Below are 25,819 nucleotides of genomic sequence, written 5' to 3'. Positions count from 1 at the left end.
CACCGCACCGGTCTTCCTGACCGGACAGCTCGTGTATGCGCAAGGCATCGTCCGTAGCAGGCGAAACCGGTTGACGGGGTCGGCAGAATGTCCGGCATGGGCACAGACATAAGCGGCGTCATCGAGTATCGAGCGTCGCAGGACGGTCGGGAGGCAGCCTGGTACACCGCGCACAGCCTCGACTCCCTCAACAGCAACCGTAACTATGATGCGTTCGGCTGCCTCTTCGGGGTCCGCAACTACGCCAACTTCCGTCCCCTCGCAGCATGCCGAGGTCTCCCTGCCGACGCCTCGGTTACCTTGAGGACGAGGTTCGCGCAGCTGACCGAGTGGTACGGCGAGGACGGCTTTCACGGCACCACGTGGATCACGTGGGCCGAGGTGAGGGCGGTCGACTGGGACGAGCCTGCGGAGAAGCCTGACAGTCGGCTTCACGAGTACCGCCGGACTCCGAACGGGCTCAGGATGACAGGCAAGGCCGCTTGGAGTCCTGCGTTCGCCAAGGCTGTCGGTTTCGACAGAGGTGAACACCGTGAGTGGCCCGAAGGTAGCGAGTGGCTCGTCGGGGAGACGCTCTACAGGTCAGTCACCATTCGCCGTAGAGACGCCGTCACCGACACCGGCGAGTGGCAGCCCGTCTGGAGAACCATGGAGGCACTCGCAGCACAGCACGGTGATGACCACGTGCGGCTGGTCGTGTGGTTCGACGACTGAAAGTCCCTGCGACCTTGCACCACTTAGCACCGCGGAGAAGGGCCTCAGTCGAACATCTCGACGAATCGTGACAGCGACGCGTCGAGTGCGTCGTCGTACGACATCGATGCGAACTCGTAGACGGAGCGCCGGCCAGGAGCACCTGCGTCGGCCGCCCTCAATGCGTTGTCGAGCCACTCCTGAGCGACCACAGCTGCTCGGCCGGCCTCGACCACGACCTGCACCAGACCGACCTCGCGGGCCCTCTCGGCGGTGAACGGTTCGCCGGAACCGATGTTCTCGATCGCCCGACGCGGCCCAATCCGATGAATGATGGGCACCTGCGCGATCATCGGCCACCTCCCGGCGTTGACCTCGAACGTCCCGATGCGCGCGCTGTCCACGGCTACGGCGAAGTCGCAGGCCGCGACGAAAGCGGCGCCCGCGGCGAGCGCGTCGCCGTTGACCGCAGCTGCGACCGGCACACCCAGACGAGGGAAAATTTGGAGGGCCTGCGTCAGCGTTTCGCCGAACAGGGCAGGATCCGCACCGGCTTTGATGGCAGCGACGTCGAGACCACCGCAGAAGGTCTCGCCTGCACCGGTGAGCAGAACGGCGCGGATGTCCGGGTCGTCGTCGCACTTCTGCAGGCGGGTGCGGATGTCGGTGAGAATGCCTGGGTTCAGCAGGTTCTGCTCACCATGGTGAATGGTCAAGACAGCGGTGGCGCCGACCATTTCTTGCTCTACGTCGCCACTCCAGGCATTGTCCACGCTGTTCATGATCCGAGTCCTTCCAGTCGTTCAGATCTGGGTCGGCGGCTGACGCGGTGATCTCTTGTCGACTTTTTTCGTGGAGGCCGACGGCCACTGCGGCCCGGAGCCTTTGTACGGAGAGTGGATACGAACCGCTGAGGCTGCCGCAAGCACGACTAACGGTTGGTTCACGGGCGGCCTGTCGCGGCACCTCGGGCCGTCCCTTTGGTAGCGGCCGGCATGGACTGCTGCCGACGGAAACGGGGGCGCACCAAGCAGGGTGTTACGTGGCCACCCTCGGAGCGGCATAGGTGAAGGGGCGCACCACGGCACGGCGCCTTCGTCGCGATTAACGCCCCGCTAACACCCCCTGACTAAGGTTGCGGGAACCAACATCCGGAGCAAGTGTCGAGTTCGCAGCGCAATGTGATTCCGTCAACAGTGAGGCTGTACGAGCCGGCTCCTAGGGCGACGACGGGCCGGTCGCGCTGCCCCTTACAAGAGTCCTGATGCGTCTCCGACGACGGACTCACGTGGCCCCGGCTTTCGCGCACCGAAGCCGTCGACCTTCGCCGGAGTCCTGAACAGGTCGCCACAAGCGGTTCCACATTCCGAACGTCTGGCGCAAGCTTCCGGATGAGCATTGAGGCCGAGGGAGGGCGCGAGGATTGATGGGTGAGTACGATCCCGATCGACCAAGCGGCTCGAAGGCACCAGGTCGACAGCATGGCACGATCATCAGGCGGAAGTTGGCGATGCCGGAGCCGTCGAAGGACGTCGTCGTCCGCGACAGGCTCAGCCGGCGGTTGAGCCAGCTGCTCGACCGCCACACCGTGGTGAATGTCTTCGCGGCCGCCGGGGCCGGCAAGACCACGGCAGTGGCCATGGCCGTCAGGGACGTCGACCGGCCCGTTGCCTGGCTTTCCCTCGATGGTTCGGAACAAGCGGCCGGCCGCCTGCTCGTCTACCTCGAGGCGGCAGTCGAGGGCGCGGTCCCCAGCGCTGCCGGTGTGGCGTCCGATGCCCTGAGCAGGCGCCTGCACGTCGGAGAGGCGGCCGGACTGCTGGCGGAAAGCCTCCAGGGAAGTCGGCTCGTCGTCGTCTGCGACAACGTGGAGCGAATCGCCACCGACGAGACCTGCGTCGCCGTGCTGTCGTTCTTCGCGCGCTACCTGCCGTCCGGCGTGAACCTCGTGCTGATCTCGCGCGTCGACGTCCGACTCGACTGGAGGTCGACGAGCGAGCGCGACCGGGTGGGTGAGCTGGGTGAGGGCGCGCTCTCCTTCGACACTCAGGAAGCCGGCGCGGCCCTGCGAACCGTAGGCCGCGTGGACGTGAATCCGGCCCAGGCGGTGGCGGCGACAGGAGGCTGGGTGACTGGCGTCCTGTTCGAGGGCTGGCGTCATACGCAGACTCGCGAGCCGGATCCCGAGGTGCTGAGGCCCTACGTCGCCGCCAACGTCTTCAACTCGCTCTCCTTGACGGAGAGAACCTTCCTCCTCCATACCGCTCTGCTGGACGAGGTCTCGGTCGAGGGCGCCCTCGCCATGGGGCAGGAGAACGCGGCACAGGTCATGGCGGGGCTCCGCGCCCGGCATCTTCCGGTGACGTGGTCCCCTGACGGTTCACGCATGACGCCACACCCAGTGTTTCGCGACTTCCTGCTCGAAACTCTGGGAAGGGAGGACGCCACGACGCGCGACGCGCTCCACCGCAGACACGCACAAGTCCTGATCGCCAACGGCGCGCGCGAGGAAGCCGTCGACGAGTTGCTTCGGCTCGGGGACCTGGAGGCAGCCGGGCGGCTGGCCGCCGACGTCCTCCCGAGCCTCGTCGCGCGCATGGACTTTGCCCCGGCGGCGCGTTGGCTCGATGCTCTGGGTACGGCGGTCCAGAACCCGACTCCGGAGATCGGAGCCGTCGTCCTGCGTGTTGCTTTCGCACTGGAACAGTGGGGTCGCGGAGTCGAGTTCATCGATCGGCACGGCTATGACTGGCTCCCGGAATTGGGGGCTCCCGACTCCGAGGAAGCGCGCGTCCTGGCTTGCTGGAGTCTCTGGCACTCCGGGCGGATCAAAGAAGCGCAGGTCATCGCCCAGCAGTTGCCACCGGGGCGGAGCCGGCACATCGCCGACTCCTTGATCGCGGGCGCGACCGGCGACGAGCCGCCACCCTTCCCGGAATACTCGACGATGCCCGCCGGTCCACTCGACGGTCTGCTGATGCGCGTCGCCTTCTTCCGCGGTCGCCTCGACGCACTCGACGCGCCGAGCTCGTTCGATCCGTGGCGCACCGTACTCGGGGGCCCTTGGGCCGTCGCCGCCCTGCGCGCCACCGGGCGCCTGGACGCCGCGATGGCGATGTACGAGCCTCGCCGTGGTTCGTCGCAACCGGTCTGGCTGCATGCCGTGGACGCCGTCGATCTCATGCTGGACCTTGGCCGCGAAGACGAGGCCTGTGCGTCCATCAAGCGAGGGAGACAGCTGATTGCGGCGACCGGCTCGAAGGTCTACCAGAACATGAGCCTCATCGCTGAGGCCAAGCTGTCGCTGCGTCTCAAGGGTGACACCCAGCATGCCGACCGTGTGCTGGCAGAGGCGACTGCCAGCGGCGCCTGCGAGTATGTCCTCACGCGGGAGACGTGGCTGATGTGGTCGGGCCTGTCGCATCTGCTGCGGAACAGGGATGCCGAGGCGTACGAGTACCTCGCCGAATGCCTGCGGAGCATGCAGAAGGGAGACCGTCATCTCGATCTCCCGACGGTAGCGGTGTACCTGTCCGAGGCACAGTGGCGTCTCGGACTAGAGGACGAGTCCGACGTGACGGCCGACCTCGCGATGGCCACCGCCTCGGCGGACGGAACCCAGCACTTGCTGCTCACAGCGCTGGCGGACGTACCGTCGGTAGCGGCCCGGGCCGCGGACACGAAGTCCAGTCGCATGTCACCCTGGCACGAGATCCTCGCCGACCTGTCGGGCCAACATCGTGTGCGCGTGAACGTGAGCGCGCCCCGGCTCGTGCTCGAGGAGTTCGGCGAGCCGACGCTCACTGTCGACGGAAACATGGCTCGGCCTCGGCTGACGAAGAGTGTCGAGCTCCTCAGTTACCTGCTCTGGGCACCCGACCGCAGGGCTACCCGTCAAGAGCTTCTCGGGGTGCTCTTCGGTGGCCGCAACGACGCTGCCTGTCGTAGCTATCTGCGGCAGGCACTCTTCCGGCTTCGCGAGGTTCTGCCCGGTGACTTGGGTCCCGCGCAGGACGGCGATGTCTTTCAACTGGTCGGGCCGACGTGGGCCATGGGCTCGGCACAACGGGCGGTCGACCTCCTCGCCCAGGCCGGGAGACAGAACGGAGAGGTCCGTCTCCAGACGTTGTCGCAGGCCCTCCGCATTGCTGAACGCGGGCCTTACCTGGCGCCGGCTTCAGGGGACTGGGTTGCCGAGCGTCGCGAAGTCCTGGCTGAGACCTTCACATCGGCTCGGGTCGACGCAGCCAAACTCGCGTACCGCATGAACCGATACCGCGAGGCAAAGGTTCTGGTCGACCGCGTGTTGCGCGACGATCCGTACCGCGAGCAGGCCTGGCAGCTCGCCATCAGGCTGGCGCATGCCAGCGGCACCGATGACGCGGTGCTCGCGCTCTACCAACGTTACGTCGCGCGCATGCGGGAGCTCGGTGTACCCCCCTCCGACGAGGTGCGCCGGCTCGTCATGCAACTGCGCCGATAGTGGGCTGATTGCGGGCTGTTGCACTCTGACAGGCGGCAGCAAGACCCGCTGAGTCGGTGTCGTCGGCGGATTCCCCGCTGTCTGATGCCGGACAGACACCACGCAGGGAGCGCCGTCACGGAGCCGGACTCGTCAGCGTTCCTCACGCTGAGCCCGGGCGTGCCTGCCGGCTCCGAACTGCCCACGCGCGCCTGCACAGTGGCCGTCACAGGACTTGGGACACCCAGGGCTTCGCAGCCATTGGCGCCACCAGCCTGGCGAAATCCTCACTCCCAACGAGCAGAAACGGCCTGCCCAGCGCCTTCATGAACCGCAACCGAGATCCAAGGCAAACGCCGAGCTAACACCGTCTCGCGGATGGTTAACGCCCTGGTCACAACGATGAGCACCCCTGGAAAGAACTGGAGGCATCACCATGAGGACCGGTTCGGAATACCTGGAATCTCTGCGTGACGGGCGCAACGTCATCATCGACGGTGAGCGCATCGAGGACGTGACGAAGCATCCTCTGACGCGCGGCTATGCCGAGCAGGCCGCACGCTTCTACGACATGCATCACGAGCCTGAGAACCAGGCCTCGCTGACCTTCGTCGACGAGGACGGCACGCGCCGCCCCATCGGCTGGCTGTACCCGCGAAACCAGCAGGACCTCGAACGCCGGCGCGACTACGCCAACCAGGTGATCCGCAGTTTCGGCGGCGGCGCCTTCGGCCGCCTCCCCCAGAGCAACAACGGCAACTGGTACGCCCTCGTCGACGACACCACCCCTTGGGCCGAGCTGTCCAAGGACACTCCCTCGCACGTCGACCTCGCCCGCAACATCATCGCGGACTTCGAGACCAACCGCGACGCGGACCTCTGGACGGTCCCCCTGCTCAACGACGTCCAGCGCGACCGCTCGGACCCCTCGGTGGCCGCACGCAACCCGATGCTCCGCGTCAAGGAGCGCAACGACGAAGGCATCGTGGTGGAGGGCTGGAAGGGCGTCTCCACCGCGGTCGTCTTCGCCGACACGATTCTGCTCGGCAACATCGTGAAGCCCGGGACGGAACCCGAGCACATCATCTGGGCGAGCGTCCCCGTCAACCACCCCAACGTCACGCACGTGGGGCGCCGTTCCAACGCCACACCCACCGACGTCGGCTTCGAGCGGCCGCTGTCGAGTCTCGGCGACGAACTCGACTCCATGGCGTACTTCGACGACGTCCTCATCCCGTGGGAGCACATCTACCACCTGGGCGACGTCGATCACTCCCGGCTGTACGCGCAGCGCACGTTCGATTTCGAGCACGCCGACACCCTGCACCACATGATCGTCAACGCGGAGCTCATGACCGGACTGGCGGTCCTCATCGCCCAGTCGACCGGAACCGCCCAGCACCCGGTCGTGGGATCCGACATCGCCGACCTCGTCCGCTTCCACGAGACGCTGCGCGCCTTCAGCATCGCCTCGGAGGCGACCGCGTTCGTCACGCCCAGGGGGCTGTGCAAGCCGAACAACATCTTCTACGACTTCGGCCGCGCCCACTACCTCGAGAACGTGAGCCGGCTGACGGAGAAGCTCGTAGAGATGTGCGGCCGCTCCGCGGTGCTGTCGCCCAGCGCGAAGGACTTCGAGGTTCCCGGGATCGGCACCAGGCTGCTGGAGATGTTCCACGGCACGACCCTGAGCGCGCACGACAGGGTGCGGCTCTTCAAGTTCGTCCAGGACCGGTTCCTCAGCGACTGGGCCGGGCGCTTCCGGTCCTTCGAGCGGTTCCAGGGCACGCCGTTGTTCCTCATCAAGCTGCTGACGATGCAGCGCATCTCGACCGACCCCGGCGGCGCCATCACCGAACTGGCCCGCGAGGCGATCGGGCTCGGCACCGCGGAGGAGATGACCGCACGGGCCGTCGCCGAGCGGGAGGAATTGTTCGGCTCCGTCTCTCCCGCCGCCACCAGGCCCGCCTCCGCCGGGGCGGCCGCGGCCAACCAGGGCTTCTCGCTCGACGACAAGGATCAGCCGGACTACATCAAGACCCAGGACGCATGACGGCCCCGATGTGCTCGGCCCGCGCGATCCGCGGGCCGAGCACATCGGCCGCGTGCCTCACCCGCCGCATCGACGCGTCGGCCCCCGAATCAGGTCGCCGTCGGCCGGCCGCCGCGCTATCGATCCGCTCATCACGGTCGGCGCGGCGGTGAGCACAAGGGAGGAATTCGGATGAAGGCGTTCGTTCATCGGGGACAGGTCACCAAGGTGGTGTTCGGCCGGGGCACCCGCAGCCGCATCCCCGACGAGGTCGACCGTATGGGCCGCGAGCGCATGGTCGTGCTGTCCACCCCTGACCAGGCCGGACCGGCTGCCGAGATCGGTGACCTCCTGGGCGCGGCGGCGGTCGGGCACTTCGCCGAGGCGGCCATGCACACACCGGTCGAGGTCACGCAGAAGGCGGTGGCGTACGTCCGGTCGGTGAGGGCGGACGGCGTGCTCAGCGTCGGAGGGGGGTCGACGGTCGGTCTCGGCAAAGCCATCGCGGCCAGGACCGGACTTCCGCAACTCGCGGTGCCCACGACGTACGCGGGATCGGAGATGACTCCGATCCTGGGAGAAACCGAAGGCGGCCGCAAGACCACGCGACGACTGCCCGCGATCCTCCCCCGGACCGTTGTGTACGACGTCGACCTGACCCTGACGCTGCCTCCGTCCATGGCTGCGTTCAGCGGCGTCAACGCCCTGGCACACGCGGTGGAAGCGCTCTACGGGCAGGACTACGACCCCGTCGTGCACCTCATGGCGGGTGAGGCGGTCGACGCCCTGATCCGTTCCCTGCCGGCGGTGACAAGGCGCCCGGACGACCTGGAAGCACGCGCCGGGGCACTGTACGGAGCATGGTTGGCAGGCACCTGCCTCGGGTCGGTCCGGATGGCACTGCACCACAACGTGTGTCATGTGCTGGGTGGCACCTTCGGTCTGCCCCACGCCGAGACGCACACGGCAGTGCTTCCCCACGTCCTCGCCTTCAACGCGGCAGCCGCTCCCGATGCCGTCGAGCGCGTCGCTCGCACCCTTCCCGGCTCCGAGGGCGGGGCGGCGGCCGCACTCTTCGACTTCGTCGGAGAACTTGGCGCACCCCGCGCCTTGAGGGACCTGGGCATGCCGGAAGCGGGGCTCGACCGGGCAGCCGACCTGATCGTCCAGAACGCCTACTGGAATCCGCGCCCGGTGGACCGTTCGTCGGCGAGGGCCCTGCTGTCCCGGGCATGGGCCGGCGAACGCCCCGCCGCCGTCCCACCGCCACCTCCGCAGTCGCCACCACGACACCTTCCTCACAAGGGAGCTCTCTGATGCGTGACCTCACCAGTGAATCCATCACCGATACGGTGATCGCCACCCTGGACGGCGCCAAGGACCGCCGAAGCGCCGAGCTTCTCGAGGCGCTCGTCCGCCACGCTCATGCTTTCGTCCGCGACGTAGGACTGACCGAAGAGGAGTGGGCCACCGGAATCGACTTCCTGACCCGCACCGGTCACCTCTGCACGCCGACACGGCAGGAGTTCATCCTGCTCTCCGATGTCCTGGGCGTCACCATGCTGGTGGACGCGGTGAACCACCAGCGCGAGTCGCTCGCCACCGAGAACAGCGTCCTCGGCCCCTTCTTCCGCGAGGACCGGCCGGAGCACTCCCACTCCGCCGACATCTCCGCGGGTCTCACGGGCCCCCCGCTCTTCTTCGAGGGCCTGGTGACCGATCACCGGGGCGACCCGGTCGTCGGCGCACCTGTCGACGTATGGCACAGCGACACCGACGGCCACTACGACGTCGATGTCCCCGGCCTGCAAGGGACCGCGATGCGCGCCCTGCTGCGCAGTGACGACCAGGGTGGTTTCGCCTTCCGTTCCATCCGTCCGGCGAGCTACCCGATCCCGGGGGACGGCACGGTGGGCGAGCTCATGCGGGCCACGGACCGGTCCTTGATGCGCCCCGCGCACGTCCACGTGGTCATCGACATGCCCGGCTTCCAACGGATGACGACGACGCTGTTTCCGTCGGACGATCCGTACCTGGAGCAGGACCCGGTGTTCGGCGTCAAGAACTCGCTCGTGGTCGACTTCGTCTCCCACGAAGCCGGTACCGGACCGTACGGCGGCCGAACGGACCAGTCCTACACCGTGCTGCGGCACACCTTCGTCCTCGCCCCCGACCAGGGCTGAGCGCGCGCCGAAGCAAACAGCCCTGGCCCACACGAAATGCCCGCTTCGCCGCATAAACCGCCTCGGTTTCGCCGCCATTGACGGGCACTGGAGCACGCTGCAACTCAGCACGGGGCACAGTTCAATCTTCTGGGAGGTCTACCGATGTCCGAGAGCCTTGAGATGCACGAAACCCTTGACATGAAGCACGCCTTCAGGGCGACGATGAGCCGGCTCGCCACGGGGGTCAGCATCATCACCACCCGGTCGGGGGGCGCCCCGATCGGCATGACGGCGAGTGCCGTCACGTCCCTGTCGATGGACCCCCTGCAGCTGATCGTCTGCATCAGCAACCGCCTCTTCACCCGGAGCGCGATCGCCGAGCACGGACGATTCGCCGTCAACATCCTCGGGGAGGACGGTCAGGGTCTTGCCACCCACTTCGCGACCTCCAAGATGGACAAGTTCGCGGGCGTGAGTGTCAGCGAGGAACACGGTGTTCCGGTACTCGAGGACGCCATCGCCTCCGTCGTCTGCGACGTTTCGGCGGAACTCCCCGGAGGCGACCACACCATCTTCGTCGGCGACGCCCGACACTTCGAGCACCGGGTGGAAGCCCGGCCCCTGGTGTACTTCGCGGGCACGTTCGGAGCGATGACCTGACAGCAGCAGACGGGACCGTCGAGCTCGGCGTCGGCCTGGGCCGCAGGCCCAGGCCTTCTGCTGTCACTGCCGGCTGTGTTGGCGGGGCGGACGGCCAGCACCTCTCAGTGGGCGATACGCAAGCTGATGCCCGGTTCGTGGCTCGGTTGAGTGAGGTTGGCGGGCCAGGTATTCGCGTGAGGAGTGAGCGTGCCGGGCCGGGCGAACATGTCCATCAATCCGGAGTGAGTACGGCCGTGAGCACGACGAAGTGTTGTGGCACGATCCCCGTTGTGGATGACCGAACGCATGACGTGGACTGGTCCGGCTTGTTCCATGCCTCGGGACCTGCCAGCGACACGCCGCGGCACCTGGCAGCTTTCCTCGGCAAGGATGCGCGGGCTTCTGTCGACGGGTACTCGCACCTGTGGTCGGCGACGCTTCGCCGCGAGGGCAAGGCATGGCCTGCGACGGCGCCCACCGCGATGCTTGTCGCCGAGCTCCTTGACAACCCGCTGCTGGGGCTCGACGATCCCTCGCTGCCCGATGCCATGCTCGCGTATCTGTACGTGGTCGGCGCCGCCGCCGACCTCGGCGACCAGGCGACGGAGATCCGTGCTCGGGTCCAGGACCGCGCGCCGGAGCTGCGGGGATGGACGGTCGAGTACGTGTCGGCTGATGAGGATGGCCGGGCCCGGATGTGGCAGGACGGCACAGGGCTGGGTGAACTCGTCCTCGATCAGGCGGCGCTCGCCTGCTTCGACGTTGTTCCCGTGCTGCTGCAGCGAACACTGCCGTACCTCGCGTCGGAACGTGCCAGGCGCAGGACATGTGCCGCCGCAGCGGTTGGGGCACTGGCGCGGCATCCCGCGGCCTCCGCGCAACGTTCGGAGCTGCTGGAACAGTTGACGTCGATGGCCCTGGCCGCCGATTCCTCGTACGACCTGGCGACGATGGTGATGGCCATCGGTCACCTCGGCGGCGACACGCGCCCCTGGCTGACTGACCCGCATGCAGGCGTTCGGGTCTGCGCAGCCCTGGCGCCTGACCTTGCCGGCAACGACACAGCAGAGCACGTGCTCATAGAACTGGAGCGGTCGCCGCAAGCGTTTAGCAAGTCCTTCGGCGACATGGCTCCGCCCCTGCAGTTCCAGTCCCAGTCGCTCCAGGACTTGCTCGCAGGGCGACGCGCGAGCTGATGCCCGATGTCAGCGACCGAGGTTACGGTCGCGGCAGGGTGAACAGCCCTTGGTCTCCGTCAGGATCCCGCGGTCGGCCAGCCGCTTGAGTTTCAGCCGGACGTCGTTGACGTTGTTGGGCGCGATCTCCAGATCCATCCCTCGCAGACCGCCCGTGCCCGCAGCGGGGCGTCGGCCGCGGCGAATACCGCCATGATCTTCTGGTAGGCCGGATGGTCCGGCAGCTTCGCGGCCGGCGGCGTCGGCGGGGATGGATCAGGGAGCGCCAGCAGGGTATTGCGGGTGATGCGTACTTCCTCGGCGAGCCGGTCGAACTCCTGTAAACGCGCGGCGAGTTTCGCGATGCGTCCTCGCGTGGCCTCGGCCTGCGCGGCGATCTCGCACTCTTGCTCCTCCAGGTGCGCCAGCACCGCTCCCAAGGTCAGGTCGCTGCCGCTCATGCGCCGCGCCAACTGGGAGCGGAGGTCGCGGTGAGCATCCGGGTCATCCGGTCGCTTATGGCCCAGTACACCCTCGACTCGGCGGAGGCGGGCCGGTGCTCGTAATCCCGTACCAGCCTGCGGTGCAGCATCATGATCCCGTTCACCTGCTCCACCACCCACCTCTTGGGCTGCGGGACGGACCCTCTGGCCGCCGGGTTGCGCTCGATGACTTCGACGTCGATGCCCACTATCTGCCCGTGGTGGACGACGGCGGTCTTGAACCCCTGGTCCACCAGGGCCTTGTGCACCGTGTCGGTGTCGGCGGCGACCATGTCCAGCAGGGCAACGCCGGCGACGTTGTCGTGCGCGCAAGCGGCCAGTACCACCACGGCGATCACCAGACCTAAGACATCAACTGCCAGGCCGCGTTTGCGGCCTGGGACCTTTCTTTGCCGCGTCCCTTCCGGTGGTGTCGGCGGGCACCCCGGCGGCCGCGTGCAGGCTCTGGGTGTCGAGCACCACCAGGCTCGGGTCGGCCTTGCGCCCCCGGCTCTCGCGGACCTGCCAGCGCAGCAGGTCGTGGATGGTCTGATCGGTGCCGTCGTCGCGCCACTTGTAGAAGTAGTACTTCACCGCTCCGACCGGGGGCAGGTCGTAGGGGAGGTAGTCCCACTGGCAGCCGGTACGGGACTGGTAGAGCAGGGCGTTGACGATCTCCCGCATCTCGTAGGCGCCCCGGTGGCCGCTGACGAAGGGATGCTGAGCCTTCCAGGAAGCGATGACGGGTTCGATCAGGGCCCACCGCTCATCGGATAGGTCGCTCTTGTAGGGCTGGCGATCGCTCGCGAGGAACACTCCAGCAGGACAGGACCCCCCGATCAGCCCCGATACGCCTGCGCCACACGTTCCAGCGACAACAAACGCAGCATCACGCCACATACCGCGCTCTCAGAAGTCCACCGCGCCGGTCGAGTCGATTCGCTCGCCGTACCCGGAAGCTGAGGGGGCATCGGTCGCTGGGAGTAGGTCCTGGGCCTCAGGCGTGCTTCGTGCCCGTTTGGTTAGGGTCGGTCCTCATGGAGACCACAGGAATCGTTCCTCGTGTTACGACGCAGCGTACGCGCGACGTTTTGGAGCGGCTCGTTGCCGAGCGGGATGTTTGGGTGTCCACGGGTCACCCGGATCACGGGCCGCATCAGTTGCCGTTGTGGTTCATGTGGGATGGGCGTGCGGTATGGATGTGCACCAGCGCCACCTCCGTGACGGCGCGGAACGTCCGTGAGGAGCCGCGCGTGCGCCTGGCCCTGCCGGACACCTTCGATGTGGTGCTCTTGCAGGGTGAGGCAGAGTGCTACTCGGACCAGGAGGTACCCGGAGACGCAGCGGAGGCGTTCGCCGACAAGTTCGGCTGGGATCCACGCGTGGAGGAGGCGTCCTACCTGTACGTACGCGTGGTCCCGACAACTGTGCGCGCTTGGCGGGGTGAGCCGGAGCTACGAGGGAGAGTGATCATGCGCGACGGAATGTGGCTCGAACAGGGCCACCCGTCGCGAGCGCATCTCTCGGATCACGCACGACACCTGGGGCAGTAGGGCCCGTCCGACGGATCATGTGATGACCAGCATGATGCCAGTTCCGGCATGGCGAATGGGGGATGGCGAATGGGAAGCCGACGCCTGCATGGGTGTCTCGGCATCTTGGTGGGCCTGGCTCTCGCAGTACTTGCCGCCACGCTTCTGGGTAGGTCGTGGAATGAATGCGACGTCGGAGCGAACAATGCGGCCAACGGCGGCTTCCTCCTCTTCCTCTTCATCCCGGGTCTCTGCGCGCTCCTGCTGCTGGTCTGGGTTGCGGTGGGCATGCTCGTCGGCAGCCGGCCCCTTCTCCATGCCTTCGCCCTGGTGGTGTCGCTCCTCGCCGTCGTCTGGTGCGTCATCTCGTTCTTCTGGGACGGTGCCGCCACCCCTTCATGCCCCAGCGGTGTGCCCCCGTGGTGGCCGCGTTTCATCCCGGCCCCGGGATTCTGAGAGGACTCCTGCGGAGGTCGAATTGCCCCCCGAGGCTGCTATATCGCGTCAAGTCGCTTGAGCAAGGTTCTCGGAGTCCGTCCCGGCGTCTCGGTCTGAGCGTTCGAGGATCTTGAAGAGCTGGCGACAGATCGCTCGTTTGAGGCAGCGTTGCGCGTCGCGGGAGGCCTTGCCCTCGGAGACCCTGCGGGCGACGTACGCCTTCGTGTTCGGGTCGAGTCGCATCCGGATCAACGAGATGGTGTGCAGGGCCCTGTTGAGCTGCCGGTCGCCGCTGCGGTTGAGGCGGTGGCGGTTGGTGAGCCCGGAGGAGGCGGGAATCGGTGGAACGCCGGCGAAGGACGCGAAGGCGGCCTCGGACCGGAACCGGCCAGGATGGGACCAGCTGACCAAGATCTGCGTGGCGGTGATGGGCCCGACACCGAGCAGATGCAGGAGCTCGGGCGCCACCTCGCGGACCAGGGCGAGCATCTCGTCCTCGAGCTCCTTGGCCTCGGCCTGCAGGGTCTGGATCCGCTGGGCGGTAGAACGCAGGGCCCGAACGGTCATGCGGTGCTCAATGTCCTGGGCTGGCCGGTCCCGGAGCTGGGCACAACGGACTATCTGGACCGGGCGCTTGAGCTTCCGCAGCTCAGCGCGGAGGTCGTCCGGCGCGGACACGATCAGCGACTTGAGCTGGTTGATCGCAGCGGTGGAGGCGAGGACGGCTCCATGGCGGGTGGCGAGCAGGACACGAAGAGCTTCGCGCTCACCGCGGAGCCGGGGCTGGATCAGGTGTTCACTGGCCAGGGTTTCCTTGGCTGCGCGGATCGCGTCGATCATGTCGGTCTTGCGGCCGTCGCGGACGGCGGGACGCTTGGGCCTGCAGACCTCCACGACGTGCTCACCGGCCTGGTTGAGGAATGCGGCCAGGCCAGCGCCATAGCTGCCGATGCCTTCCAGTGCCCAGCTGCGACGGCCGGGGATGTGAGTGCGGGCGAAGTCCAGCAAGCGCTAGTACCCGCGGGCGTTGGCCGGGGCATCGCTTCTGGACAGGACGGCTCCGATGGGGCTGACGGCGGCTGCGGCGAGGGTGTCGCGGTGGGTGTCGACGCCGATGACGCCGTCTACATGTTCTGCGAGCATGGTCACGCGGTTGCTCTCCTTCGGGGACGGGACGACCGAGGTCGGCGTCGGCCTGGGTGGAGTCACCGCGTGGCGGAACTGTGATGAGTCACGTCGAGATGGCGGACAAGCTGCTGATCAAGCCAACGTGGTGGGCCAGGTCGACGTCGACGTCCGGCAGACATCTCGGGGGCACGACAAGCCCTGACGGGCCGTCAGTTACCTTGCGGGTCATGCCGGAACATCGGCGCCGATCCTGACAGCAGCCCAACCCCGGGCCGCAGCTCTACTCTAACCGTTACCTTTTTCGTGGCTCCGCAATGGGGCTACCGGCCTTCGGGGCCGGCATGACTTCCCCCCTTGTTGTTCATGATCCGGGGTGGGGTGGTGTCACCGGGCCCGGAGGCATCGACGGACCGCTGATGAGGGGCTTGAGCACCGGCTTACCCAGGCCGGAAGAGCTCGCCGTAACGTGGGTGTGGCAGCTCGGTGCCGAGGCAAGGCTGGACGAAAGCGTGATGGAGGGGCCTGCACGTGATCGACATCTGCGACATCAACGTCTTCCTCGGCTTGGACGTCGGCAAGAGCGAACACCACGCGACCGCGGTCACCCCGGCCAGGAAGAAGGCCTTCGACAAGCGCCTGCCCAACACCGAACCCAAGCTCCGCGAGCTGTTCGCGAAACTCCAGGCCAAGCACGGAACGGTGCTGGTCGTGGTTGACCAGCCGGCCTCCATCGGGGCCCTGCCGCTGGCGGTCGCCAGGGACATGGGCTGCCCGATCGCCTACTTACCCGGCCTGACGATGCGGCGGATCGCCGACCTCTACCCAGGCGAGGCCAAAACCGACGCCAAGGACGCGTTCATCATCGCGGACGCGTCCCGCGCGATGCCCCACACCCTGCGGGCCATCGACAGCGAGGACGGGACGATCGCCGAACTGGAGATGATCGTCGGATTCGACGACGACCTGGCCAGCGAAGCCACCCGGGTCGCCAACCGGCTGCACGGCCTGCTGGCCCAGAACCACCCGTCGCTGGAACGGGTACTGGGACCACGATTGCAGCACCCGGCGGTGCTGGCCCTGCTGGAGCGGTTCGGATCCCCGGCCCAGATCCGCAAGGCCGGCCGACGCCACCTGGTCACGCTGCTGCGGCCGAAGGCCCCGAGGATGGCCGAGCGGCTGGTCGAGGACATCTTCACCGCCCTGGACGAACAGACCGTGGTGGTGCCCGGCACCGACGCGGTCGCGCAGATCGTCCCGAGCCTCGCCGGATCCCTCGCCACCGTCCTCGACCAGCGCAAACTGCTGGCCGGGCGGATCGAAGAACTCCTCGAGGCCCACCCTCTTTCGAAGGTCCTGACCTCGATGCCGGGCATCGGAGTCAGGACCGGCGCTCGGATCCTGATCGAGGTCGGCGACGGCAGCACCTTCCCGATCGCCGGCCACCTCGCCGCCTACGCCGGACGCGCCCCAGCGACCAGCGGTTCCGGGTCCTCGATCCGTGGCGAACAGCCATCCCGCAGGCGAAACAAGCAGCTCAAGAGGGCTTTCTTCCTCTCCGCGTTCGCGGCCCTGAGCGACCCGGCCTCGCGGGTCTACTACGACAAGAAGATCGCCCAGGGCAAACACCACACGCAGGCCTTACTCTGCCTCGCCCGGCGCCGGGCCGACGTCCTCTTCGCGATGCTCCGCTACGGAACCTTCCACGAACCGCAGCCTGTTCGGGCCGTCGCTCCGCAGACCTAGACCATGGTCAGGAGGTGGTCCGTGGGGCCGTAGTCGATCTTCCAGTCGGCATAGACCCCCACGGCACCGTCCTTCTGGCACCGCAGCCCAACGGTCACCCAGCGGACCGATCCGTCGTCGGCGAGGGAGAACGCGACCGCGGTTTCGAACTCCTCGCTCCCGCACGGGCAGCAGGCCTCACCAGGATCCGCATCCTCCCAGAACTCCTCGCTATCCGCGATGAACGCACGGCCGCCGCAAGCAACGCACACCCGCTCGGCTCCGCCCTCGACATCGTCAACGAGCACGAAGAACACGCGCCCGCCGCAGATCGAAGGAACGATCGTCACCAGACGGCCGTCCCCACCGTTCCGCAGAAACGCCGCGAGCTCCGTAGAGACACCCTTGCCAACCTGATCATCAGCATGCACGGCCCCATCGTTCCAGACCGCCCGAACCAGCACCCATCCACCTTGACCAAAGAGATAGGGGCCCCCGCAGTCCCTCAGGGGCGATGTGATCGCTGTCAGTGATGGCGGCCAACGGCCAAGGGGTGAACCCCGCATGGCCGTTGCATTCTCGGTCCGGTGGGGCGCAGCGGGGACTCGCGGGGAACGACGGCGCCAACCTCGCTCCGCACCGGGACAGGGGGTCACCAGCCGGCGTGCGCAGGTCGCCGGGCGCCGTGTCACGGTCGGCGGTGCGGCCGGGCCTCGGGCCCACCGACTGGCGTCGACAGTGCCGGCCCGGGCGGGCGTCACCCACACAGCTGACTGTGGAGGGCGCAATACACGTCCTCGCCACGGGGTTGCAGGAGGCTGTCCTTGCCGGCCGCCGACAGGGGCGGCCGACCGTGCTGCACCCCCCACGGCTGATGGAGCTGACATGTCCCACGTGCCCGCCGAACTCAAGTACAGCGAAGACCACGAGTGGATCCGCACCGAACCCGACGGGACCGTCACCGTCGGCATCACCGACCACGCCCAGAAGACCCTCGGCGACATCGTCTTCTTCGACCTTCCCTCTGTCGGCAAGGCGGTCGAGGCGGGCGACGCCATCGGCGTGGTCGAGTCGGTCAAGGCGGCGTCCGACCTGTTCAGCCCCGTCAACGGGGAAATCACCGCGATCAACGACGAGGTCGTCGACAGTCCCGACGAAGTCAACTCCGACCCCTACGGCATGTGGCTCTACAAGATCAAAACCGCCAAGGGCTCCTCCACCCCCCTACTCGACGCCAAGGCTTACCAGAAGCTCGTCGACGGGGACTGAGACCCCCTACAGAGCCGCCCCTGCTGGTCCACCGGGCGGACACCGGAATGCGCTACCGGCCCGTGGGATGCCCCGGGCCGGTGTCCAACGCGCCGAAGACACACAGCGGCGCCCCGGCCCGCCGGGCGGCGATGAGTTTCCCTCCCGCCACCGGTCATCACCGGCACCTGGAGATTCCCTGCTGAACGGACGGGCTCATGCAAAGCCTCATGGTGGACTTCATCATCTCGCTCGACGGCTACGCGGCTGCGGACGGCTGGCCAGGGTTCTGGGGAATGGAAGGGCCGGAATACCTCGGCTGGCTCGACGAGAGCTCCGAGAAGGAGCACATCAGCCTCATGGGCGCCACGACCTACTGCCTTATGTCACGGTTCGCGGCCGACATGCCCGAGGACGCCGGGCTTGCCGAACTGACCGCGATGCCCAAGGTGGTGTTTTCCTCGACTCTGCAGCAGCCGCTGTCCTGGGCGAACACAGAGCTGGTTCCCGGCGATGCCGTCCAGGCAGTACGGGACATGAAGCGGCGCGCATCACGGCCCCTGCGCACCATCGGTAGCCTCAGCCTGAGCCGCTCTCTCCTCAAGGCCGGCCTGGTCGACCGCTTTCGACTGGTTGTCTTCCCCGTCATCACCGGCGTCACCGGCAAGGGACGCATCTACGACGAATACCCGGACATCAGCCTCGAACTGGTGGAGAGCAGCACGTTCGACGGCCGCCTGCAACTCCTCGAGTACATCCCCACCATCCTCAAAGGCCCGCCCAGCACCCGCTGACATCCGCTCTGCGCCCTCCGCCGTACCTCGGCCCGCCCAACCGACATCAAGTGGCGCGGACAGACGCTTCACTCATCTCATGGCTAACCTGGGCGATCGTGAACAGGAGACGTCAGAAGAAGCTGTCCAAGCGTCTCGTCGCGGCGGCGACGTTCGGCGGCAGCGCCCAGATCAACGCCTTGCTGCGCGCCGGCGCCTGCGCGGAGGCCGGGGACACCGAGGGCACCACACCGCTCTATGCGGCATCAGTCACCGGAGCCGCCGAAAACGTCCTGCGGCTGCTGGCAGCGGGGGCAATGCCCGACACCGAGAGCGGCAACGGCACGGAAGGCACACCGCTGTGCGCGGCCGCATGCTGGGGTCATACCGAGACGGTGCGCGCCCTCCTCGCCCACGGCGCCGACCCCAACCTCCGTGAAGATCACGGCACGGGCCGTTCCCCGCTCGAATGGGCGATGACCGGGCCCTACCCCGAAACCATCTCCCTGCTTCTCGCCGCAGGCGCCCGACCGCGGGACCGCACCACATGGCCCGTTCCCTAACTCCTCCGACCACAAGGTGTCAGCCGACGCCGGGGAAACTGGACGACGAAACCCTGGCTACGGGGCCGACGGCCTCGTCATGGACCCGTCGCATGGTCATCGGCAGCCGCGGAAACGTTGCGCAGCCACGTGTAGTTGACCGGCTGGGCGGCATTCCAGCCTTCGGCAAGTCCGGGATCCACCGGCACGAACCCGGCGCCCAGGTAGCACCTGAGCGCCCCGTCGTTGCCGGGGTGCACTCGCATGAAGACGTCATCGAAACCGGCATCGACAGCACGGGTGAGCAGACGTCGGACGAGTTCGCGCCCCAGTCCCTGACCCCGGACGTCGGGATCCACGACGAGACGTGCGAGCTCGACCTCGTTCTCCTCGGCGTCGAACCACAACTCGCCGTAGGCAAGGAGTTTCTCGCCCTCGACGAGTACATGGGCCTGCACGTCGTCGTCCTGCCACCACCCTGAGATCGTCTCTTCAGCCACAGGGAACTCGCTCCGGCCGCACCACATGACTGCCTCCGCCGAAGATGTCGGCCAGGCAGCGACAGACGCGGCATCAGCAGGGCCTGCGGGACGTAGTTCTCTCACTCGATCCATCCTCGGCAGCGATCTGAGCAGGTACCGGCATCAGCTGGGCCGGTCCCGGCACCCCAGCAGCCGACAGTACGCGGAACACCCCCGGCGCTCCACCGCCTCACACATTCCGCGAACCGCCCAGCCGACCGCTGAACGATCAGTCCCGGATCTCTGGATGCAGCCGATGCCTGCGGGCCGTCGACGTCAGCCGCGGTTGCACCCGTCCCGACCTCCGCCGCACCGAACCGCGTCCTTCAGGTCAGCGGTCGGTTCGAGTGCGGAGTGGCCTACTGAGCCGCCACGATGCGCTCGACCGCTGCCGTCACCAGCTGTTCCCGCTCGTCCTCCGTGAAGACGTCCGGCAGAGTGAGTTGCTCGACGATCAGCCAATTGAGAGTCAGTATGAGCAGCTTGACGGCCATGGCATCCCCGGGAAGGCCGGATGCCTCGTGGTACGCGACGTTGGCGTCGACGTCGGCCCGTACCCGTTCCGTGAGAATTCTCCGCAGTTCGGGGCGGCGGGTGGCCTCGAGGCGCAGCTCCAGCAGTGCGAGGTAGCCCGTGCGGAAGGAGGAGACGCGGTCGACGAGTTCCCGCATCAACTCCACGTACGTCTCCCGGTCACGGCGGGCCGACTGATGGCGGGCGATCGTGGCCTCGTCGGGCTGGAGCCGTTCATAGACGCGGGCACCGGCCTGGGTGAACAGGTCGTCCCGGCTGAAGAAGTAGTTCGACGCCGTGCCAGCTGGTACAGCGGCTTGGTTGTCGACCGCACGGAAGGTCAGTCCGCGTGCGCCGTGGCCGGCCAGCACCTCGATCGCCGCGTCGACGAGTGCGGCGCGCCGCTGCTCGTTCCGTCTCACCATTGACACCACTCCGTCTGTAGTACTAACTTCAAACCACTACAACAAGAGTACTACAGACGGAGTGACCGACGTTGCGAAAGCTCGTGTACTACATCGCTGTCACACTCGACGGCCGCATCGCCGGCCCCGACGGCGAGTACGACTTCTTCCCGACCGGCGACGAACAGCAGACCGCCGCCTACAGCGCCTGGACCAACGCGCTGTACCCCGAAACCGTCCCCACGGCTCACCGCGCCGCCGTCGGCCTCGACGACACGCCCAATCGGCACTTCGACACGGTCCTCATGGGCCTCGGCGCCTACCGACCCGCCCTCGACGCCGGGATCACCACCCCCTACACGCACCTACGCCAGTACGTCGTCTCCAGCACGCTCCAAGCCGACATCGACCCGGCAGTCACCGTCGTCCCGGACGATCCGCTCGCCCTCGTCCACGAACTCAAGCAGGAGGACAGCGAGTTGAACGTCTGGCTCTGCGGGGGCGGCAAGCTCGCGGGCACCCTGCTCCCCGAAATCGACGAACTCGTGATCAAGAATTACCCGGTGGTCGCCGGCGCCGGGATCCCAGCCTTCGACGGCGCCTTCGATCCCACAGCGTTCAGTGTCGCCGAGCGCACCGCCTTCCCCAACGGCGTGACCCTCACCCGCCTCACCCGCCGCTGACCTGCCAACTCGCCGGCCGGGACCCGCGAGGGAGTTGGTGCCGTACTCCCTCACCGGAATGTGCAGATAGGGTTCGACCTCCTTCCAGCCTCGTGCCGCGAGGCGGCGAGCAGGTCCCCTACTGCCCCTCTGCCCGTGATGGTGCGCAAGTACTGTTCCCCGGCGCGGATGACGGTCGTAGACCGTCGATCCTCGCTCGGCGGAACGTTGTGTTCGACTTGCGAATGTCTCCCGGTAGGGCGGGAGTTGGGCAAGAGGCGACCATGAAGGCCTCCCGGCCGGGGTAGTCTCCGCGCGTGACATCCACGTCCCCCACCCCCTCCGCCACGGACGCCGAGTGCCTCGCCCTCACCCGCAACCTGCGGCGCAGGGGCACGCTCGTGCTCTCGCTGTTCGCACTCGTCTGGGCCGTGGCGGCGGCCTCCGGGACCGGTTCGGCGACGGACGTCGCGCCCATCGGGATCGAGGCGGCGGCGCTGCTGCTCACTGCCGTGGCGATCTACCTGGGCTACCGCAAGGACTCGGCTCCCTCGCCCCGGATGGTGAACCTGCCGGCGAACTGGGCGCGCGGCGTGGGCATCGTCAACACCATCGAGCTGGTGGCCGTCTTCGCCGTCATCGCCGCCTCCAACGCCTCCGGTCACCCCGAAGCCATCCCGGCGGGCATCGCCCTCGTCGTGGGGCTGCACTTCTTCCCGCTGGCTCGCCTGTACGACCAGTGGCAGTACAGGTGGACGGCGGCGCTGCTGACCGTGCTCGCGGTCGCCGGCTTCGTCCTTGTCGCGGCGGGGCTCGCGAGTGAGAGCGTGCGATTGGTGGTGGGTCTGGGCAGCGCGGTGGTGCTGTGGGCCTCGGCGTACCACCTGGCCGTACGCGGCTGACGGGAGTATTCGGTTCCGCGTGGACGGACTGCCGTACGTCCTGACCAAGACCTGTCTCAGCGGTAACCCCGAGAAGGACAAGGCGATACGGAAGATCTAACCCGGCAAGCAGGGCAGCGCCGCCGCGTACAGCCACGTCGAGGACCTGGAGCAGCAGGACCGCAGGTGACGAGCTGGTGCGCGGTAGGCGATGACAGGTCGAGTCCTCGATGGTTTGTGATCGCCGAACTGGTGGCTGCGGTGGGGAACTGGCGCTCGTCGATCATCTCCTGGCGACGCGCATCTCCGTCATGCCGCCACTCATGGCGTGCTCGTTCTGAGTGAGCCGCTCCACCATCATCCGTGTCATCGGCGAGGTGCAGCACGGAACCTAGATCCAAGTAGGCGACACGGCGCGAGGCGTCGTCGCCCTGCTGCCCCACCCCGACTCTTCAGACAACGTCGAATTCGTTGCCTTCCGGGTCCTGCATCAGAGCGGCGTAATGACCCATGTCCGGCTCATCCGCTATTCGCAGCACACTGGCACCCGCTTCGACCAGTCTTTCCACCATGGTCGTGACCCGCTGCGTGCGGACCGCCAACGGCACATCGCGCCCGCCACCGACCTTCAGATCGAGGTGCATACGGTTCTTGACGGCCTTGGGCTCCGGAACCTGCTGGAACCACACGCGAGGTCCTCGTCCCGCGGGATCCACGATCGACTCAGGGACGTCACCCGCCCCTGCGGGCAACTCCTCCTCCGGCACCCCCATAGCTGTCCAGTACTCCCGCCACGTGGCATGACCGCTCGGTGGAGGTTCGGGTACGTATCCCAAAGCCTCACTCCAGAACGCCACCATCCTCTGCGGATCAGCACAGTCGATCGTCAGTTGCAGCGTCATCTCCATAGCCAGAGCGTGACAGACGCCTCTGACAATCCGCGTCTCCTCGCCTCCCTCCGTCACAGCAAGTGTCGATGCCTACACTTTTCGTGTCCGTGACCTCGCGCACGCAGACTGCCCCGGACCGGAGCGTGTCGAACCCACCTACTCCATGGCCCGCCACGCCACTGAGGTTCCGCACATTCTGCGCGCGGACGCGCATCCGCCACCGCCGGCAGCACCAGCCAACGGCACTCCGGCCGTCGACCACGGGCCACTCACCGCGTGTCCCCCGCCCCGTTGATCTGCCGACGTCAGCGACAGGTGCCGCTATCGCGCGCGTTCGTCACCCCTCCGCGATCGCGAAGCGCGGTAGCAGCCAGCCGCACACACTGGGTGTCGGTCAGCTAACCCATCTCGCCGGAAATCAGATATTGGATTAGACAACCAGCGAAAGTACGACGGAACGTACACTCAAAAGATGTCTCCAGCACTTCCGAAATCCTGCAGAATCGCATCGGGATACGCGGGGCGGTTTTCGTAAGGTGAAGCGCCCGGCTACTGGTCCGCTCCGCCCCCGCGGCCCGGCGTCGCGTCGGGGTCCGGGGACGAGCGTGTGGGATTCGTGGCAGTCGTTCACCGTCCACGGCCGAGGCCCGCTCGTCGTCTCCCTCAGCATGCTCACCGTGATTCTCGTCGCCGGCTTTCTGCTGCCGAAGTCGCAGCACCTCGGCTCACTGATGGTCGTCGTCCCGGCCACGACCGCTGCTCTCGCCAACAGCCGGATCACGGCTCTGTCCGCCGTACTGTCCTGTCTGGGGGCACTCGCGCTCGACACCTACGACAACCTTCTCGACACCTCGATCTTCGCCGTCCACCTGCTGGCGATCGCACTCGTGTCGGCGTTCGTGATCACGTTCGGCCGGTACAAAGAGCGGAACATTCGCGAGCTGACCGAGGTCCGCGCGGTGTCCGAGACGGTCCAGCGCATCCTGCTCAGGCCCCTGCCGCCACGGGTCGGCGACCTGCGTATCGCGGCCGTCTACCACGCGTCGCACCCGCACGCGCTGGTCGGCGGCGACCTCTACGCGGCGGCGCGCACCGACGACGCCCTGCGGGTCGTCATCGGGGACGTGAAGGGGAAGGGCCTCCCCGCCGTGGACGACGCGGCCGCGTTGCTCGCCGCGTTTCGCGGGGCGCCCCACAAGGCACTCACTCTCCCGCAACTCGTGGCCCACCTGGAGGTGGCGATGCGGGTTCACTTCGAGGATGCGGAGCGCAGGGAGGGAGATGTGTCGGAGCGGTTCGTGACGCTGCTCGTCCTGGAGATCCCCGACACGACCGCGGAGGTTCGCATGATCAACTGCGGCCATCCGCCTCTGTATCTGGTCTCACGGGCCGGCGCTCGCGCGGTGTCGCCCGGCGTCCCCTCGCCGCCGATCGGCCTCAACAGCGTCCACGCCGAGGACTACGCCGTCGACACCTTCCTGCTGGACCAGCAGAGCACCATCCTCCTCTACACCGACGGGGCGATGGAGGCTAGGGACAGCTCCGGCCGCTTCTACGACCTCCAGGGCAGGGTCGTCTCCTGGCGTCACGCCGGGCCCGGCGACCTCATCCGGCACGTCCTGGACGGCCTCGCCGAGCATGTCGGCGGTGAGATGCGCCTCGACGACGACATCGCGCTCGTGGCCGTCTCGTACAGCCCGGACGACGACAAGGCAGGCCTGCGCCAACCGGCCGTGCGGGCACAGCTACGCGGTTAGGGGCTGTCCGAGAGGTCGTGTGACGCCCTTCTGGGAACTCGTTCCGTGGGACATTGGGCTGGGAGATCTTTCGGATGAGAAGTGGGTTCGGCTGGAGCCGCACTTGCCGACGAATCACGGGCGGGGCGGACGCTGGCAGCGTCACCGTCGGGTGACCAACGGGATTCCGTTTCGGCAGCGGACCGGCTCCCTGGCAGGACCTGTCTTCCTGCTGCGGTAGTTGGATGACGGTTCGTGATCGTCATCGCCGGTGGTCGGCGAGCACGTGGGAGAGGATCCTGCGGGCCGTCCAGGCCAGCGCCGATGCAGAGGGCCGGATTGACTGGAACATGGTCAGCGTCGCTTCCACGACCTGTCGCGCTGATCAACACGCAGCTGGTGCCTCCACCCGGCCGGCGAGAAGGCGTACTCTTCAAGCCGCAACCGGCGCCACCTGCGCAGACGCCAGATCAAGCACACGATCCCCGAGAACCCAACGGGCCAACCGCCAGCGCCGCGGCAGCCAAGGCGGTCTGCCCACAGGATTCGACCAGGTGATCTACCGCCGCAGCAACGAAGTCGAGCGGACCATCAACCGGCTCAAGAACTTCTGGGCGATCGCCACACACGCTTCGACAAGCCGGCGTACGCCTTCCGCGGAACGGTCACCGTGACGGCGGCGATCCGCCTATGGCTACGTCCCGGAGTGAAGTGGCCCCGTTCAGAGATCCTCAGCACCCGGGTAGTGGTGGCGAAGTTCGCTGAGTACGCGCTCGTCGACAGCCCTGACGTCCCAGGAGGAACTGTCGAACTCGGTCAGGACGAGCACCAGCTCGGCCTCGGCGAACCCACGTGCTTCGGCGTCGATCAACTGAAGGAAGGGGGTCGTCAGCGACAACAATGTCAACGTGTCCATACCGGCGGCGGCGGACCGTCTCTTCATCTCGACACAGCGAGGATCGACGATCTCGTCGAACTCGATGCGCCAGGTCAGGTCCAGGCCGAAGCTGCCGAGGCGAACCAGCAGCTCAGCCAGCGTCACGTAGCGCTTTCCGTGCCAGGCAGGAAACGTGATCCCCTTCATCCCCGCCTCTGCCTCAGCTGCATCGCGTGCCATGCGGCCCCCTTCGTTCAGTGAACAGTAGGGCACGTCCCTGATCAGCTCATACGACCCATCG

The 25,819-nt window shown here is 67.2% G+C and carries 25 protein-coding genes and 2 pseudogenes; 16 read left to right on the top strand and 11 right to left on the bottom strand.

Annotated elements, in window-relative coordinates; translation table 11 throughout:
* Positions 1–96: 96 nt before the first annotated feature.
* Entirely contained in the window at positions 97–714 is a 618-nt protein-coding gene (locus ACZ7LV_RS03985) for a hypothetical protein (protein WP_471935409.1), read from the top strand.
* Positions 715–758: 44 nt separating this feature from the next.
* Here the strand turns inward: ACZ7LV_RS03985 and ACZ7LV_RS03980 are convergent, their stop codons facing one another.
* A complete protein-coding gene (locus ACZ7LV_RS03980; protein WP_471935407.1) occupies positions 759–1,475 on the bottom strand; it encodes an enoyl-CoA hydratase/isomerase family protein in 717 nt (238 codons plus the stop codon).
* 644 nt (positions 1,476–2,119) lie between these two features.
* Here ACZ7LV_RS03980 and ACZ7LV_RS03975 point away from each other — a divergent pair.
* From ACZ7LV_RS03975 to ACZ7LV_RS03950, 6 genes are all read left to right on the top strand, one after another.
* Positions 2,120–5,176, top strand: coding sequence for an AfsR/SARP family transcriptional regulator (locus ACZ7LV_RS03975; RefSeq protein WP_471935405.1), 3,057 nt, complete (start codon positions 2,120–2,122; stop codon positions 5,174–5,176).
* A 415-nt stretch (positions 5,177–5,591) separates the two neighbouring features.
* A complete protein-coding gene (locus ACZ7LV_RS03970; protein WP_471935403.1) occupies positions 5,592–7,208 on the top strand; it encodes a 4-hydroxyphenylacetate 3-hydroxylase N-terminal domain-containing protein in 1,617 nt (538 codons plus the stop codon).
* A 171-nt stretch (positions 7,209–7,379) separates the two neighbouring features.
* Positions 7,380–8,504 carry a maleylacetate reductase gene (locus ACZ7LV_RS03965; RefSeq protein ID WP_471935401.1) on the top strand — a complete coding sequence of 375 codons (1,125 nt, stop codon included), beginning with the start codon at positions 7,380–7,382 and terminating at the stop codon, positions 8,502–8,504.
* Entirely contained in the window at positions 8,504–9,370 is an 867-nt protein-coding gene (locus tag ACZ7LV_RS03960) for a dioxygenase family protein (RefSeq protein WP_471935399.1), read from the top strand. The genes ACZ7LV_RS03965 and ACZ7LV_RS03960 overlap by 1 nt, the downstream gene beginning before the upstream one ends.
* A 144-nt stretch (positions 9,371–9,514) precedes the next feature.
* Positions 9,515–10,012 (top strand): flavin reductase family protein, encoded by a 498-nt coding sequence (locus ACZ7LV_RS03955; RefSeq protein WP_471935397.1) that lies wholly within the window; start codon positions 9,515–9,517, stop codon positions 10,010–10,012.
* A gap of 236 nt (positions 10,013–10,248) precedes the next feature.
* Positions 10,249–11,190: a hypothetical protein gene (locus ACZ7LV_RS03950; RefSeq protein WP_471935395.1), complete on the top strand. Its 942-nt coding sequence runs from the start codon at positions 10,249–10,251 to the stop codon at positions 11,188–11,190.
* A gap of 92 nt (positions 11,191–11,282) precedes the next feature.
* Here the strand turns inward: ACZ7LV_RS03950 and ACZ7LV_RS03945 are convergent, their stop codons facing one another.
* Both ACZ7LV_RS03945 and ACZ7LV_RS03940 read right to left on the bottom strand, forming a co-directional pair.
* A complete protein-coding gene (locus ACZ7LV_RS03945) occupies positions 11,283–11,630 on the bottom strand; it encodes a hypothetical protein (RefSeq protein ID WP_471935393.1) in 348 nt (115 codons plus the stop codon).
* A pseudogene (locus tag ACZ7LV_RS03940) lies at positions 11,627–12,467 on the bottom strand (IS5 family transposase). The gene ACZ7LV_RS03945 and the pseudogene ACZ7LV_RS03940 overlap by 4 nt, the downstream one beginning before the upstream one ends.
* Positions 12,468–12,688: 221 nt before the next feature.
* On the opposite strand from ACZ7LV_RS03940, the gene ACZ7LV_RS03935 reads away from it, so the two are divergent.
* Complete coding sequence (locus ACZ7LV_RS03935; RefSeq protein ID WP_471935392.1) at positions 12,689–13,204, top strand: pyridoxamine 5'-phosphate oxidase family protein; 516 nt, start codon at positions 12,689–12,691, stop codon at positions 13,202–13,204.
* A gap of 15 nt (positions 13,205–13,219) precedes the next feature.
* Here ACZ7LV_RS03935 and ACZ7LV_RS03930 read toward each other — a convergent pair whose 3' ends face one another.
* The 3 genes from ACZ7LV_RS03930 to ACZ7LV_RS03920 all read right to left on the bottom strand — a co-directional run bounded on the left by ACZ7LV_RS03930 (position 13,220) and on the right by ACZ7LV_RS03920 (position 14,770).
* Positions 13,220–13,501, bottom strand: coding sequence for a hypothetical protein (locus ACZ7LV_RS03930; RefSeq protein WP_471935390.1), 282 nt, complete (start codon positions 13,499–13,501; stop codon positions 13,220–13,222).
* A gap of 186 nt (positions 13,502–13,687) precedes the next feature.
* Complete coding sequence (locus ACZ7LV_RS03925; RefSeq protein WP_471935388.1) at positions 13,688–14,629, bottom strand: IS110 family transposase; 942 nt, start codon at positions 14,627–14,629, stop codon at positions 13,688–13,690.
* A gap of 3 nt (positions 14,630–14,632) precedes the next feature.
* The gene (locus ACZ7LV_RS03920; RefSeq protein ID WP_471935386.1) at positions 14,633–14,770 is read right to left on the bottom strand and encodes a hypothetical protein; all 138 of its coding nucleotides are present in this window, start codon (positions 14,768–14,770) and stop codon (positions 14,633–14,635) included.
* A gap of 507 nt (positions 14,771–15,277) precedes the next feature.
* Here ACZ7LV_RS03920 and ACZ7LV_RS03915 point away from each other — a divergent pair.
* The gene (locus ACZ7LV_RS03915) at positions 15,278–16,492 is read left to right on the top strand and encodes an IS110 family RNA-guided transposase (protein ID WP_471935384.1); all 1,215 of its coding nucleotides are present in this window, start codon (positions 15,278–15,280) and stop codon (positions 16,490–16,492) included.
* Here ACZ7LV_RS03915 and ACZ7LV_RS03910 read toward each other — a convergent pair.
* Entirely contained in the window at positions 16,489–16,935 is a 447-nt protein-coding gene (locus tag ACZ7LV_RS03910; protein ID WP_471935383.1) for a hypothetical protein, read from the bottom strand. The two genes, ACZ7LV_RS03915 and ACZ7LV_RS03910, sit on opposite strands and share 4 nt — an antisense overlap.
* Before the next feature lie 421 nt (positions 16,936–17,356).
* Between ACZ7LV_RS03910 and gcvH the strand changes: the two genes are divergently transcribed.
* The 3 genes from gcvH (at position 17,357) to ACZ7LV_RS03895 (ending at position 19,055) form a co-directional block, all read left to right on the top strand.
* Complete coding sequence (gene gcvH / locus ACZ7LV_RS03905; protein WP_471935382.1) at positions 17,357–17,740, top strand: glycine cleavage system protein GcvH; 384 nt, start codon at positions 17,357–17,359, stop codon at positions 17,738–17,740.
* Positions 17,741–17,937: 197 nt separating this feature from the next.
* On the top strand, positions 17,938–18,513 hold the full coding sequence (locus tag ACZ7LV_RS03900; protein ID WP_471935380.1) for a dihydrofolate reductase family protein: 576 nt from the start codon (positions 17,938–17,940) through the stop codon (positions 18,511–18,513).
* Between the two features lie 98 nt (positions 18,514–18,611).
* Positions 18,612–19,055, top strand: a complete 444-nt coding sequence (locus ACZ7LV_RS03895) for an ankyrin repeat domain-containing protein (RefSeq protein ID WP_471935377.1) — start codon at positions 18,612–18,614, stop codon at positions 19,053–19,055.
* 77 nt (positions 19,056–19,132) lie between these two features.
* Here the strand turns inward: ACZ7LV_RS03895 and ACZ7LV_RS03890 are convergent, their stop codons facing one another.
* Entirely contained in the window at positions 19,133–19,648 is a 516-nt protein-coding gene (locus ACZ7LV_RS03890) for a GNAT family N-acetyltransferase (protein WP_471935375.1), read from the bottom strand.
* A gap of 266 nt (positions 19,649–19,914) precedes the next feature.
* A complete protein-coding gene (locus ACZ7LV_RS03885; protein ID WP_471935374.1) occupies positions 19,915–20,493 on the bottom strand; it encodes a TetR/AcrR family transcriptional regulator in 579 nt (192 codons plus the stop codon).
* A 71-nt stretch (positions 20,494–20,564) separates the two neighbouring features.
* On the opposite strand from ACZ7LV_RS03885, the gene ACZ7LV_RS03880 reads away from it, so the two are divergent.
* Both ACZ7LV_RS03880 and ACZ7LV_RS03875 read left to right on the top strand, forming a co-directional pair.
* A complete protein-coding gene (locus tag ACZ7LV_RS03880; protein ID WP_471935372.1) occupies positions 20,565–21,155 on the top strand; it encodes a dihydrofolate reductase family protein in 591 nt (196 codons plus the stop codon).
* A gap of 296 nt (positions 21,156–21,451) precedes the next feature.
* A complete protein-coding gene (locus ACZ7LV_RS03875; RefSeq protein ID WP_471935370.1) occupies positions 21,452–22,036 on the top strand; it encodes a DUF7010 family protein in 585 nt (194 codons plus the stop codon).
* Between the two features lie 431 nt (positions 22,037–22,467).
* On the opposite strand, the gene ACZ7LV_RS03870 is transcribed toward ACZ7LV_RS03875, so the two are convergent.
* Positions 22,468–22,923: a VOC family protein gene (locus tag ACZ7LV_RS03870; RefSeq protein ID WP_471935368.1), complete on the bottom strand. Its 456-nt coding sequence runs from the start codon at positions 22,921–22,923 to the stop codon at positions 22,468–22,470.
* A gap of 650 nt (positions 22,924–23,573) precedes the next feature.
* Here ACZ7LV_RS03870 and ACZ7LV_RS03865 point away from each other — a divergent pair.
* Both ACZ7LV_RS03865 and ACZ7LV_RS03860 read left to right on the top strand, forming a co-directional pair.
* Positions 23,574–24,662: a PP2C family protein-serine/threonine phosphatase gene (locus ACZ7LV_RS03865; RefSeq protein WP_471935367.1), complete on the top strand. Its 1,089-nt coding sequence runs from the start codon at positions 23,574–23,576 to the stop codon at positions 24,660–24,662.
* Positions 24,663–24,714: 52 nt separating this feature from the next.
* A pseudogene (locus tag ACZ7LV_RS03860) lies at positions 24,715–25,344 on the top strand (transposase); the annotation flags it as partial.
* Positions 25,345–25,362: 18 nt separating this feature from the next.
* On the opposite strand, the gene ACZ7LV_RS03855 reads toward ACZ7LV_RS03860, so the two are convergent.
* Entirely contained in the window at positions 25,363–25,758 is a 396-nt protein-coding gene (locus ACZ7LV_RS03855; protein WP_471935365.1) for a hypothetical protein, read from the bottom strand.
* Positions 25,759–25,819 lie beyond the last annotated feature (61 nt).

Source organism: Streptomyces sp. NPDC107562, from assembly GCF_055657325.1.
This window is presented reverse-complemented; position numbering and strand designations above follow the sequence as displayed.

What these genes read in the sequence shown, in the direction of transcription:
- ACZ7LV_RS03985 (WP_471935409.1), top strand. Translation starts at nt 97, where the DNA reads ATGGGCACAGACATAAGCGGCGTCATCGAGTATCGAGCGTCGCAGGAC.
- ACZ7LV_RS03980 (WP_471935407.1), bottom strand. Translation starts at nt 1,475, where the DNA reads ATGAACAGCGTGGACAATGCCTGGAGTGGCGACGTAGAGCAAGAAATG.
- ACZ7LV_RS03975 (WP_471935405.1), top strand. Translation starts at nt 2,120, where the DNA reads ATGGGTGAGTACGATCCCGATCGACCAAGCGGCTCGAAGGCACCAGGT.
- ACZ7LV_RS03970 (WP_471935403.1), top strand. Translation starts at nt 5,592, where the DNA reads ATGAGGACCGGTTCGGAATACCTGGAATCTCTGCGTGACGGGCGCAAC.
- ACZ7LV_RS03965 (WP_471935401.1), top strand. Translation starts at nt 7,380, where the DNA reads ATGAAGGCGTTCGTTCATCGGGGACAGGTCACCAAGGTGGTGTTCGGC.
- ACZ7LV_RS03960 (WP_471935399.1), top strand. Translation starts at nt 8,504, where the DNA reads ATGCGTGACCTCACCAGTGAATCCATCACCGATACGGTGATCGCCACC.
- ACZ7LV_RS03955 (WP_471935397.1), top strand. Translation starts at nt 9,515, where the DNA reads ATGTCCGAGAGCCTTGAGATGCACGAAACCCTTGACATGAAGCACGCC.
- ACZ7LV_RS03945 (WP_471935393.1), bottom strand. Translation starts at nt 11,630, where the DNA reads ATGAGCGGCAGCGACCTGACCTTGGGAGCGGTGCTGGCGCACCTGGAG.
- ACZ7LV_RS03935 (WP_471935392.1), top strand. Translation starts at nt 12,689, where the DNA reads ATGGAGACCACAGGAATCGTTCCTCGTGTTACGACGCAGCGTACGCGC.
- ACZ7LV_RS03930 (WP_471935390.1), bottom strand. Translation starts at nt 13,501, where the DNA reads ATGGAGAAGGGGCCGGCTGCCGACGAGCATGCCCACCGCAACCCAGAC.
- gcvH (WP_471935382.1), top strand. Translation starts at nt 17,357, where the DNA reads ATGTCCCACGTGCCCGCCGAACTCAAGTACAGCGAAGACCACGAGTGG.
- ACZ7LV_RS03900 (WP_471935380.1), top strand. Translation starts at nt 17,938, where the DNA reads ATGCAAAGCCTCATGGTGGACTTCATCATCTCGCTCGACGGCTACGCG.
- ACZ7LV_RS03890 (WP_471935375.1), bottom strand. Translation starts at nt 19,648, where the DNA reads ATGGATCGAGTGAGAGAACTACGTCCCGCAGGCCCTGCTGATGCCGCG.
- ACZ7LV_RS03885 (WP_471935374.1), bottom strand. Translation starts at nt 20,493, where the DNA reads ATGGTGAGACGGAACGAGCAGCGGCGCGCCGCACTCGTCGACGCGGCG.
- ACZ7LV_RS03870 (WP_471935368.1), bottom strand. Translation starts at nt 22,923, where the DNA reads ATGGAGATGACGCTGCAACTGACGATCGACTGTGCTGATCCGCAGAGG.
- ACZ7LV_RS03865 (WP_471935367.1), top strand. Translation starts at nt 23,574, where the DNA reads ATGCTCACCGTGATTCTCGTCGCCGGCTTTCTGCTGCCGAAGTCGCAG.
- ACZ7LV_RS03855 (WP_471935365.1), bottom strand. Translation starts at nt 25,758, where the DNA reads ATGGCACGCGATGCAGCTGAGGCAGAGGCGGGGATGAAGGGGATCACG.